The organism is Chryseobacterium culicis (assembly GCF_900108365.1).
In the GTDB taxonomy this organism is placed as follows: domain Bacteria; phylum Bacteroidota; class Bacteroidia; order Flavobacteriales; family Weeksellaceae; genus Chryseobacterium; species Chryseobacterium culicis.
This window is the reverse complement of the sequence record NZ_FNWQ01000009.1, coordinates 56,738-69,303: the sequence shown is the minus strand read 5'-3', so window position 1 is coordinate 69,303 and position 12,566 is coordinate 56,738. Positions and strand designations below refer to the sequence as shown.

Annotated in this window: 11 protein-coding genes; all 11 read right to left on the bottom strand. The window is 36.7% G+C overall.

All coding sequences use genetic code 11. The annotated features are described in order from the left end of the window. Positions 1 to 4: 4 nt before the first annotated feature. On the bottom strand, positions 5 to 1,219 hold the full coding sequence (locus tag BLW74_RS21415) for an MFS transporter (protein ID WP_089696716.1): 1,215 nt from the start codon (positions 1,217 to 1,219) through the stop codon (positions 5 to 7). Positions 1,220 to 1,231: 12 nt separating this feature from the next. After that, a complete protein-coding gene (locus BLW74_RS21410; protein WP_089696713.1) occupies positions 1,232 to 2,074 on the bottom strand; it encodes an SDR family oxidoreductase in 843 nt (280 codons plus the stop codon). 143 nt (positions 2,075 to 2,217) lie between these two features. Continuing rightward, a complete protein-coding gene (locus BLW74_RS21405; RefSeq protein ID WP_185116376.1) occupies positions 2,218 to 3,432 on the bottom strand; it encodes a multidrug effflux MFS transporter in 1,215 nt (404 codons plus the stop codon). Between the two features lie 269 nt (positions 3,433 to 3,701). Further along, positions 3,702 to 4,922, bottom strand: a complete 1,221-nt coding sequence (locus tag BLW74_RS21400) for an MFS transporter (protein ID WP_089696710.1) — start codon at positions 4,920 to 4,922, stop codon at positions 3,702 to 3,704. A 48-nt stretch (positions 4,923 to 4,970) separates the two neighbouring features. Beyond that, positions 4,971 to 6,023 (bottom strand): NAD(P)-dependent alcohol dehydrogenase, encoded by a 1,053-nt coding sequence (locus BLW74_RS21395; RefSeq protein WP_089696707.1) that lies wholly within the window; start codon positions 6,021 to 6,023, stop codon positions 4,971 to 4,973. A gap of 7 nt (positions 6,024 to 6,030) precedes the next feature. Beyond that, a complete protein-coding gene (locus BLW74_RS21390) occupies positions 6,031 to 6,480 on the bottom strand; it encodes a nuclear transport factor 2 family protein (protein WP_089696704.1) in 450 nt (149 codons plus the stop codon). 16 nt (positions 6,481 to 6,496) lie between these two features. Beyond that, a complete protein-coding gene (locus BLW74_RS21385; RefSeq protein ID WP_089696701.1) occupies positions 6,497 to 7,483 on the bottom strand; it encodes an aldo/keto reductase in 987 nt (328 codons plus the stop codon). 28 nt (positions 7,484 to 7,511) lie between these two features. Continuing rightward, a complete protein-coding gene (locus tag BLW74_RS21380) occupies positions 7,512 to 8,480 on the bottom strand; it encodes an aldo/keto reductase (RefSeq protein ID WP_089696698.1) in 969 nt (322 codons plus the stop codon). Between the two features lie 213 nt (positions 8,481 to 8,693). Continuing rightward, positions 8,694 to 10,922, bottom strand: a complete 2,229-nt coding sequence (locus BLW74_RS21375) for a xanthine dehydrogenase family protein molybdopterin-binding subunit (RefSeq protein ID WP_089696695.1) — start codon at positions 10,920 to 10,922, stop codon at positions 8,694 to 8,696. Positions 10,923 to 10,955: 33 nt separating this feature from the next. Beyond that, the gene (locus BLW74_RS21370) at positions 10,956 to 11,933 is read right to left on the bottom strand and encodes an FAD binding domain-containing protein (RefSeq protein WP_089696692.1); all 978 of its coding nucleotides are present in this window, start codon (positions 11,931 to 11,933) and stop codon (positions 10,956 to 10,958) included. Further along, positions 11,930 to 12,523: a (2Fe-2S)-binding protein gene (locus BLW74_RS21365; RefSeq protein ID WP_089696689.1), complete on the bottom strand. Its 594-nt coding sequence runs from the start codon at positions 12,521 to 12,523 to the stop codon at positions 11,930 to 11,932. Before BLW74_RS21365 ends, BLW74_RS21370 begins: the two co-directional genes overlap by 4 nt. Between the last annotated feature and the right edge of the window lie 43 nt (positions 12,524 to 12,566).

Below are 12,566 nucleotides of genomic sequence, written 5' to 3'. Positions count from 1 at the left end.
TTAATTAATAAATATTTTTAGCCGATTTCTTTATCGAAATCCAGCCAATCCCTGCGGCACATGCTAGAAGGACAAGAGCAATTATAAAAATCACCTTAAAATCTAAAAAGTCTGCCAAATATCCCCATACTCCAGCCATCACAGCCCCGCCAAGAGCAAGTGAAATTGAAATATTAGAAAATATTTTAGAATAATCTTTTGTTCCAAATACAATCCTAACTAAAAGTGCTGTTTCTACTGTTACTGCAGCATAGGCCCATCCAAATAAAAATGCTCCGATTACTATCAATATGAACATTTTTGTTCCGAACAGTAAGAAAATAAATCCCAAAATTCCACACCCTGAGAAAAGAAAAACTCCGGCGATTGGGCTTTTATCATTTATATATCCAAGAATAAGTTTTCCGATAGTCACTCCAAGCATTACTGCTGAAGCTACAAGTGATGATTGCTCAACACTGAATCCCACAGAAGTTATATAAGTAGGTAAAAATAAATTAAGAGTGGATACGGAAATCATTAGAAAAGCAAAAACTAACATCGTATAAAAAGTTGGACTTCTTATTGCTTCAGCATAGTCCATTCCTGAAGATACATATTCTTGCTCCTTTCTTCCAAGCGGTTTTAATCCGATCTTATATGGATCATCTCGAAGTAACACTGCTAAAAGAGGAAAGATACCAATCAGAATAATTGCTCCAAAAATTAAATAGGCAGTTCGCCAGCCATAGACTTGTAGCAGATATCCACCTATTGGATTAAATACAATTCCTCCGATTCCAGAGGCAGCACTGCATAAGCCTATAAAAAAACCTACTCCAGAGTTAAACCATCTACTAATTAAGACTGGATAACTCAGATATAATAAAAAGGAAAGAACTATACCGATAAGTCCTCCAGCAACATAAAATTGCCAAACCTTATCAAATTGAGACATTCCAATATATATAAGCCCAACAATAGCTGTACCTCCTGCCAATAAAACCCTTGCACTGAATTTATCCATCATTTTTCCAGCTACTGAAAGCATAAAAAAAGAGCATGAATAAACAAATGTCATGTAGAGCCCAAAATCACCTTTGCTTACGCCAAGATCGTCACTCACAGGTGTATAGAAAATTCCCGCACAACTCATTACCAAACCAATTACCACTCCCATAATAAGACAGCAGCAAAAAACAATGACGTATGCATAATGAAATTTGAAATGAGTATTCATGTATGAAATATTTTACAAGGTATCTGGTTGTAATGGTCCATAGAAATAAGATGCTGTAGCTCCACCATCAATAAGGAAATCAGAACCAGTAATAAATGCTCCTTTTTCACTCATCAGAAGTTCGGCAACGTTGGCAACTTCATCAGCAATTCCCGGACGACCTGCCGGAGATTTCGCAAACATATTCTTATAAAAATCACCGCGAGGTCCGTTAAATTCGTCTAAAGCTAAAGGTGTAACAATGATTCCTGGAGAAATACAATTAAGTCTTGCGCCCCGCTGAGCCCATTTTACAGCTTCTGCCATTACCCTTTTACCATTGCAACGCTTTGAAATCTGATAGGCATGTAAAGTGTCTTTAATCTTATCAGGTTGTAACATTTCTAAAGATAACAAGTTTTCAGTTGGTGTTGTTGCTAAAAGCCTATCTTCCTCTGTTGTTAGAGCAGGCATTCTGTAACCAGACTGACTAGAAATGGTAACTCCATTCCCCCCCTCTTTTATTACTTTTCCAAACTCTTCTAATAACATTGCAGTTCCGTAAAGATCTACTTGTAAAATATGCTCTTTCGTTGATTGCGACGGAGATAGGCCGGCAGCATTTATAAACATCGAAATCTCTCCCTCTTTTTGCGCAGCATTTATTAATTCTAAAATCGATAGACGATCAGAAATATCCACTTTGTACGGAATCGCATCAAATCCCGATTCTCGTAGAATTTTGGATATAGCTTCTGCATTTTCAATTTTCCAGTCAGCTACAAAAATTTTATTTCCGTAAGCCACTCTTCTAACAATGGCCATACCTAGTTGACCTGCTCCTGTTAAAACTATAATATCTTTTTTAGTATTCATACATTTAATTTTTATCTCTATAATTAATTATACTACAAATTTCAGCATTTGAATACCAAAGCTTATTAATCCTATTACAGAATATTATACCATTTTTACCGCTATCATATTCTTATCAATTAGGTTAAGAATTTGGTGTTTATTTAATTGTCATCTTGCACTTTCCAATTCCAAGGTTTCATAATTAATGCTGCCAATGTTGCAAAAAAAGCAATAATCCAACTCATTGTTAGAGGAATTGTATTTCCGAAGAAAGTTAATAGTAACGTAGAAACGATACCACTCCCATATTGCATACTTCCTAGCAGTGCTGAAGCAGAACCTGCTATTTCTGGTACGTCATCTAAAGCAGCTGCTGTCGTGCAAGCAGCGATAAATCCGTTCATTGAAAAAAAGAAAAAAACACCTATCACAACAGCCGCAAGGCCACCCCAACTATTTAATACGGTAACCAACATTAAAAGCCCAGATGTCATTGAAACTAATGTTGAAACTTTTAGTATAGCATCCAGACTATAAGTTTTCACCAATTTTCTATTAAGTAGGCTAAAACCTATAAGCCCAAAGACATTTAATGCAAATAACCACCCATAAGATTGTTCAGGAACTTTAAAATAGCTAATATATACAGAAGGTGAACCTGCTATGAAACCGTACGCAGCCATATAGAAAAATGTAAGACATAGCGTATACTTCATGAATTTTTTATTAGAAATCAATTTTTTGTAATTGGAAAATGCAGTAGCAATTGACTGCTCTGAACGATATTGTGGATTGAAGGTTTCAGGTAAAAAAAATACAAGAATCAGCATAACTATTCCTATTACTGCTAAAAGCCAAAATATGTAATGCCAACTTGCGAATTTCAATATTTGACCGCCGAGCAAAGGTCCTACAATAGGAGCTATTGCCATCAAAATCATTAAACCTGACAGTTTTCTTGCCGCTTCAGTTTTCTCATAAACATCCCGCACCATCGCTCTTGCAATCATTGGTCCTGTGCATGCCCCAAAAGCCTGGATTATACGCCAAAAAACCATAGCAACCATCGAATCTGAAAGCGCACATCCTACGGATCCTATTATAAATAAAAAAATACCAGCTATAAGTGGGAGTTTTCGTCCGTATTTATCGCTAATAGGCCCCCAGATTATTTGCGCTACCGCAAAGCCAACAAGAAATCCTGTAACGGTAAGTTCAATATTTCCGTGAAGATCATTTTCCATGGTTGGCATCGCTGGAAGATAGATATCAGTGGACAAAGAAGTAAAAGCCATTAGCCCTGCTAGAACTGGAATAAATATTTTGCCAACATTCTGCGAATGAATTGTCGATGTGTTTTGATATTTTTTTTTCATCAATTATAATTTAAAAAATTGTATTTAAGAGCTTTTCACAATCCATTTCCGTGGCGTTTTTCAAGTTCAATTTTTTGTTGAACTATCAAAATTTTTAGCGTTTTCGAAATTTTTCGTCAATAAATTTCGAACACTGATAAAGGCCTTATTTTTATTTTCAATAAAGTAAATAGAATAATAAGCTTATACTCCCTAAAATATTTTAGTGTTTCATTTTGTATATGCTCTAACAACTCTACTTTTTATCTGTGTCTAGGTGTAAATGATATTTAGTATTTAAGATTTTCATTTCTCTCTCCTTTAATATTTGCAATAAGAGCTATTAATACAAAAAAGAATCCTAGTAAACAGACTCCGCTCCATCCAAAGTAACTCCATGCAAGAGAACCGAATGCAGAGCCAATTGCCCCGCCTATAAAATTGGAAACAACAAAAATCGTATTAATACGGCTTCTTTCACCATCATTTAAGCTGTAAATGATCGCTTGTGTAGAGACCAGCGTTCCCTGCATTCCAAAATCCAAAATTACCACACCTGCTATTATAAAAGTAATCATTGAATATTTTCCCGGATAAAGTACCAAAAATGACAATGCACAAATAATAGCTGCCATACTAATGATTTTTCTTGAATTCATTTTATCATTTAAACTTCCAAAAACCCGTGCTCCAACAGCACCTATTGCTCCAATAAGCCCGAATAAACCTATCTGATTACTGTTCATATCATAGATAGGACTTTCAAGTAAAAATGTTAAGGATGTCCAGAAAATACTAAAAGCACCAAACATACTTCCTCCTGTTATTACAGAAGTTTTTACTGATGGATACTTATTATATATTGTTCGTAAGGATTTCATTAAATCGCCATAGTGTAAATTTACTGTTGGTGGATTAGCAGGCAATTTAAAGTATAAGATTGTTCCAAGAAATGCCATAGCAACAGAAGCTATCACAAACATATATCGCCATCCGAACCAATATCCAACGTAACCAGATACCGTTCTGGCCAATAGAATTCCTATTAAAGCTGCACTTACCACTGTGCCAATAACTTTACCACGATTCTTTGGGGGAGCAAGTTGAGCAGCGAAAGGAACAATGATCTGAGGAATACCAGTAGTAAGTCCGACACAAAAAAACAAAATGTACAGCAATATAAGGTTATGAACTAAAGCTACTCCTAAAAGAGAGAGCGTAACGAAACAAATTAGTATTAAAATGATGGACCTTTTGTCTTTTATATCCCCCAGGGGAACAAACAAAAAAACACCTGATGCATATCCTAACTGTGTAAGGGTAGAAAGTAGTCCGGCTCGACGTGCATCAATATGAAATTCATCAGCAATATTTCCCAGCAGGGGCTGATTATAATATAAATTCGCCACAGAAACTCCAGCAGCTAAAGCAAGAAGAAAAATAAGCCCTTTGGAAAAAGGCTTATTTTCTATTAATGTTTCCTTTACAACAAGATTGTTATTTCCAATCATTATTTATTGTTCAATTTAAACGATAAGTTGATATTTAATAGGTTTTTATTAACCTTTTAAAGATGCCATATCTATTACAAAGCGGTAATGAACATCTCCATTAATAAGTCGATCATATGCAGTATTAATATCCTGAATATTTACCAATTCAATATCCGCAGTAATATTATGTTTCCCACAAAAATCCAACATTTCCTGAGTTTCTTTAATGCCTCCGATGTTTGAACCTGCAAAGCTTCTTCTGCCACGAACAACGTTAAAGGGATTAATGGGTAGTGGCTGATTAGGTAATCCAACTAAAACAACTGTTCCTTCTGGTTTCAATTGATTGAGGTATACGTTAACATCATGCGGTGCTGAAACCGTATCCAATACCATATCCAGCTGACCAATGTACCTTTTCAATTGCTCATCATCTTTAGTAAGAACAGCATCGTCTGCGCCGAGTCTTTTCGCATCGGCAACTTTCGTTTCGGAAGTGGTGAATACTATGACATCAGCCCCTAATCCTTTTGCTATTTTTATAGCAACATGCCCAAGACCTCCGATTCCTAAAACGCCGACCTTACTCCCCACTCCAATATTCCAATGCTTGAATGGTGAATAAACAGTGATTCCCGCACAAAGGAGAGGGGCTGCCGATGCTAAATCAAGATTCTCGGGAATATGCAGAACATATCTTTCGTCTGCAACATAGGTCTCTGCATAGCCTCCTAAAGTCATTCCTCCTAAGTACTTATCAGGAGAGTTGAAAGATAGTGTCTCTTCTGCACAGTACATTTCTTCACTTCTTTCACAGTATTCACATTCTCTACAACTATCGATAATACACCCAACACCTGCCAGATCGCCAATCTTAAAGTTTTTGACATGCTCTCCAACAGCAGTGATCTTTCCAACAATTTCGTGACCAGGTACCATTGGATAAGTTGAACCTCCAAAATCATTGTGTGCCTGATGTAGATCACTATGACAAATACCGCAAAATAATATTTCCATTTCTACATCATGGGGTAATAATGCACGACGTTTAATAGTCATTTCTTGTAATAATTCTTTAGCCCCAGTTGTTCCGTAAGCTTTTACACTTTTTGTTTCCATATATATTTTAATTATTAATGATATCTTTTTCTTCCCATGCTACAGTAGCTACCCTATTTTTAATAAACCACTGGTTATTTTTTTTTGAATACTCATCCTCATAGACAGCCCAGATTTTTCTGACATATTTAAGATTATCTTTGAGACCTACTAAGGTGACGAAAACATAGGATTTACCAGTAACTTCTTCTCCTTTATGATCAATTAATAATTGACCTCCCAAGTGGTAAGCTGTTTGTATTGGCTTTAGGATTTCAGCAAATCCGTCACTAATTCCTTTTGTGCCTTTTAATACAATCGTACCCTCGTCCATGATGGATGTCAACACTCCATCCGAAGTAAAATGAGCCGCCATCTTATCATGATCTTTCCTATCAGCAGCAAATAAGTAACTATAGTTCAGTTCTTTAATCGCCAGCTTATCTTCCAGACTTATAATTCTTTCTACTATTTCCATATGCAATGGTTATTAACTACAAACCAGTTGTTTTTTCTATTGCTTCAGTATATCTTCCTCCTGCAACTTCAAGTTTGTCGGCTTCAGAGGTAATTCTTTCAATATCTTCAGTAGTTAGTCCTACGGATACCGAGCCAATATTTTCTTCTAGTCGATGAAGTTTAGTAGTACCAGGAATAGGTGAAATCCAAGGCTTTTGAGCTAGTAACCAAGCTAAAGCAATTTGCGCAGGAGTGGCTTCCTTCTCTCTTGCAAAATCTTTTAAAAGATTTACAAACGATAAGTTTTGTTCTCTCACGTCGGCAGCAAAACGGGGTGAATTTTGACGAAAGTCATTAGCTGCAATTTCAGTATTTTCATCAAAAGCACCGGTAAGAAAACCTTTTCCAAGCGGACTGTAAGGAACCAAACCGATATTTAACTCTTCCAAGAGCGGAATAATTTCTGCTTCAGGCTTACGGAACCAAAGTGAATATTCATTCTGAAGTGCAGAAACGGGTTGTATTGTATGTGCTTTACGAATCGTTTCTGCACCGGCTTCAGATAATCCAAAGAATTTTACTTTTCCTTCGTTGATTAGTTCTTTTACGGTTCCTGCAACATCTTCAATGGGAACATTTGGGTCTACTCTGTGCTGATAAAGTAAGTCAATATAATCCGTTCCCAACCTTTTTAAACTTCCTTCGACAGCCTTTCTGATTTGCTCAGGGGTACTATTTGTTCCTGCCATCTTTCCATCCTGAATATTAAAGCCAAATTTGGTAGCGATTACAACCTTATCACGAAAAGGCTTCAAGGCTTGCCCTACAATTTCCTCGTTTGTGTAAGGACCATACACCTCTGCTGTATCAAAAAATGTAATTCCTTTATCTACCGCTTCGTGTAATATTTTAACTGATTCTTCCTTAGTAATACTGTGACTATATGAAAAATTTAGTCCCATACACCCAAACCCTAAAGCAGAAACTTCTAATCCCTGATTTCCTAATTTTCTACTGTCCATATTGTAATATTTTTATGTATTATTTTTTTTATTCTGATAAATTCAACAGGTCCTGATTAAGTCTCTCTCCCTGAATAGTAATCTTAGAGAGGCCATCCTCTATTTCCTGCAAATCTTCTGCACTTATTTCAACATCTGCAGACTTTATATTATCATTTATATACTCGATTTTATCCATTCCTGGGATTGGAACTATAAACGGTTTTTGAGCTAACAGCCAGGCTAGTGCAATTTGTACTGTTGAAACACTTTTTCTCTCAGCAATATTTCTTAACATGGTCACCAATGGCATGTTTGCTGTCATTGCTTCTTTAGTAAATCTTGGAAATACTGCCCGAAGATCTGTAGCAGGATCAAAAGTATCATTGGGGGTTATTGTGCCGGTTAAAAAACCGGTTCCTAATGGTCCCCATGGAACAAATCCTATTCCTAATTCCTCGCACGCAGGAATTACAGATTTTTCAGGTTCTCGTGTCCAAACAGAATATTGATTTTGTACAGCGGTTATCTTTTGGACACTGTTAGCTTTTCTAATTGTTTCAGCATTTGCTTCAGATAATCCAAAATATTTTACTTTTCCTTCAGCTATTAGATCTTTTACTGTTCCGGCAACATCTTCAATGGGAACATTTGGGTCAACTCTATGCTGATATAACAAATCGATATAATCGGTCTGAAGCCTTTTCAAAGATTCCTCCACAACCTTACGAATATGAGCAGGCTGACTATTAACACCTGTTTCTGAAATCATTCCAAACTTTGTAGCAATTACAACTTCTTTACGAAAAGGCTTTAGTGCCTGACCTAATAACTCTTCATTCGTAAAAGGACCATAAGCTTCTGCCGTATCAAAAAATGTGATTCCTTTTTCGTAACCTGCACGAATAACATTTATTCCTTCCGAAATTTCTGTTGCTTTACCAGTTCCAAAACTGAGGTTCATACACCCCATTCCAATTGCGGAAACTTCTAAGTTTCCAAGAACTCTTGTTTTCATTGTATTGAGAATTTACTACGATCTTTTAGATCATTTTCTATGGTACAAATTTCGAAAGCTTGAGAATTTTTATTGTTATATGAATTACAGCATTCTGTACCAAAATTACGGGTGAGAATTATTTTTGACTATATACCAATGAAAAGAAAAAGGAAACTTGATGTTATAAAAAAAGGTTTTATGAATTTCTATTCATAAAACCTTTTTTACTTTTTATTTTTTATTAAGAGCTAATAAAATTTCATCGGGAGTTATCGGCAAATCTCTCATACGGATTCCTATTGCATTATATATTGCGTTGGCAATTGCCGGAGCTGTACCTATTATTCCGACCTCTCCAAGTCCTTTCGCTCCTGAAGGATTGATGTTTGGATCAGGTTTATTGATAAAAGCGACATCAATAATTGGTGCATCGGCGTTTACTGCAAAATGGTATCCTGCTAAATCATTCCCGATTAATGAACCTAATTTCACATCGATTAAATTTTCTTCCATCAAAGTCATTCCGATACCTCCTACTGCTGCACCAGACATTTGGTTGGCAGCGGCTTTATCATTCACAATTTTTCCACCATCTGCAACTACAGCTAGTTTTTCAATCTTCACTTTGCCTGTCCTCTTATTAACCCGTACTTTACAAAAATGAGCTGAAGAGGAACAGTAGGCATATTTCCCCATTTCCTTGCTGGGCTGAGAATCTACTTCTACCCGAACTTCTGTCAGACTATTTTTTTCAAATAATTCGGCATAAGAAACGGTAACTTTAGAATTGTTTTTTAAGCTAATACCTGAATCTGAAAGTGTGAGACCATCTTGCAGAACTCCTTTGAAAGCAGGATTAATTAAAATAGCATATTCTGCCAATTTTAATTTTATCTGATTACTCACATCATAAATTGCCCCACTCACAGAAGATAATCCTTGGCTTCCACCCTGGCTTGGCGCTGCAGGAAGATTTGAATTTCCCAATTCGATATTGATGTTATCTTTTGGAATTCCGGTAATTTCGTGAGCAATGTTCAGCATTCCGGTTCCGGTTCCGGTTCCAATGTCTGTCATTGCCGTTTGTACTGTCATTGTTCCGTCTTTTAATAGTACAATCGCAGCTTTTGCCGGCCTTCTTCCCGCATTCCACATTCCGACTGCCATCCCATAACCGATGTACCAATCTCCTTCAGTTACTGCTGCAGGAGTTGCTTTTCTCGAACTCCATCCAATCATTTCAGCTCCTTTTCTTAATCCTTCATCAAGAAAATGAGTAGACCAAGGCAATCCTGAATCGGGATGTTTTTCAAGTGAAATATTTTTTAATCTTAGTTGAACAGGATCAATTTTTAATTTATAACTTAATTCATCCACTGCAGATTCCAATGCAAAAACACCTGTACAATCTCCAGGTCCACGCATCCAGGTTGGTGTACTGAGATTTAACGGAACACTCGCAGATTCTGTCTTTAAATTCGGAAGTTTATAAATCAATCTCGTAACACGGGTAATTCCATCATTAAAATTTTCGTAAACAGAAGTTCCGTTCTTTGCCTGATGCAGAATTCCCAACAAATTTCCGGATTGATCTGCTCCCAGTTTTACTCTTTGCCAAGAAGCCGGTCTGTAACCGGTAGCCGCAAACATCTGAGGACGAGTGAGCATTAATTTAACGGGACGACCCACTTGTTTAGCTCCCATAATAGCAGCCAAAACATGTGGCCAAACCCGAAGACCGGAACCAAATCCACCACCTACAAACTCACTGAAAACTTCTACTTTCTCCTTTTGAAGTTCAAATAAACGGGAAAATGTATTCTGGACATTGTTAACACCCTGATTTTTATCATAAAGACGCAGGGAATCATTAGAGGTCCAATGCGCAATTGTGGCGTGCATCTCCATAGGGTTGTGAACATCTGCCTTGATGTTGTACTGTTCATCTAAAATAAATGGCAGACCTTGCCAAGCATCTACACTTCCTCTTTCTTTACCCTCAGGCTTTAAAGCAACTGATTCTTTGGCTGTATCAAAATCTACATTAAAGGTATCTTTTTGATATTCAGCTTCTACTAATGAGGCTGCAAAAGTAGCATCCTCCAAAGTCTCCGCAATGACCAAAGCAATGGGTTGGCCTTTAAAATATACTTTATCTGTGTGAAAAACAGGTAGACCAAAATTTGCTTTTTTAATTTTATCTTCGTCTGCTAAACCGGGAACCAAAGGTTTGTGTAGATGTGTTATCACATCCAAAACACCTTCTACCTGCTTAGCTTTATCTACCAAAATGGATTTTATACTACCCGAAGGAATTGTACTGCCCACTAAAACACCATAAGTGACATTTTTCACTACATATTCTGCCGCATACTTTCCATTTCCTATCACTTTTTCAACTCCTTCTACACGACCTTCAGGCCTTTTAGATTTACTTTTAAACAATTCAAGAATTCCCATAATTTCGTTCTATTATTTGATTAAAGCTTTAAATTAATGATGCAAAGACTGATTCAATGCTTCTACGATTGCTCCTTCCAACATTGGAATTTTGAACTCATTTTCCTTTAATGGCTTGAGGTCTTTTGTTGCTAATTTTGCAGCTTGTACAAAAACGTCTTCTGTAGCCTCTTTTCCCCGAAGAAACTTTTCGGCATCGTACCATCGCCAAGGTTTGTGCGCTACTCCACCCGATGCAAGACGGGCTTCTTTTATTTTATTTCCATTTAAATCTAATCCAGCAGCAACAGAAACCAATGCAAATGCATAGGATGTACGGTCTCTCAATTTCAAGTAAGCATAGTTTTTACTGAAATTATTCTCCGGAACTTCTATTTTAGTAATTATGGAATCAATCGGTAAATTATTATCTAGCCAAGGCGTATCGCCGGGAAGCTTATGAAAATCTTTGAATGGAATCTTACTTTCTTTTTCATTAGAATTCACAGTGATCACTTTAGCATCTAAAGCTGCCAATGCTACACAGAAATCAGAAGGGTGAACTGCAACACACTGGTCGTTATATCCTGCTACTGCGCTCATTCTTGTTCCATTTTCAGCAGCGCTACATCCGCTTTCAGGCTTTCTTTTATTACAAGGTGTTGTAACATCGTAAAAATAAGGACATCTTGTACGTTGCAGAAGATTCCCTGCAGAGCTTGCCATATTTCTGATTTGTGGTGAAGCACCAGCTAAAATAGCTTTTGAAATCAATGGAAATTTGTCTAAAACTTCTTTATTCGTAGCTACTTTTGTATTGCTTACCATAGCCCCAATATTGAGTTTGTTTTTTTCGTAACTGATATCCTTGGACATTGCTGGAGTAATATCAATCAAAACCTCCGGTTGAGCGATATTTTTTTTCATTAAATCTACCAGATTGGTACCTCCTGCAATAAACTGGTTACTTGCAGATTTTTTGAATGTTGCCTCTGCAACCGAATTTGCCTTTTCAAAATTAAATGGTCTCATAATGCTGCAACTTTTTGAATAGATTCTACAATACCGTTGTAAGCTCCGCAACGGCAGAGATTACCACTCATATATTCTTTGATTTCCTCAACGGAACCTGTATGACCTTCGTTCACACAGGCTACAGCAGACATAATCTGTCCTGGCGTACAATATCCGCATTGGAAACCGTCACACTCAACAAAAGCTTTTTGCATCGGATGAAGTTCATCTCCATTGCCTAAACCTTCTATAGTCGTAATTTCTTTGCCTTCTGTCATTGCCGCCAATGTAAGGCAGCTTAATGCTCTTTCACCATCGATATGAACTGTACAGGCACCACATTGTCCGTGATCACAGCCTTTTTTTGAACCTGTAAGATGAAGTTGCTCTCTCAACAAATCCAATAAGGTTGAACGGCTGTCGGCATATAACGTATGAGTCTTTTTATTAACCGAAATGGTAAGCTTCGATACATTTTTCTTCGGAATAAAATATTGTTTTACATCATTATAGAATGCTTTTACTGAAGTAGGAATCGCAACGAAAGCCGCCAAGAGTCCCGAAATCTTCAGAAAATTTCTTCTGCTGTACTGATTTTTCATTTCCATATTCTATTTTTTATCAAGTTAATAATTAAATAAGTCTAAACCT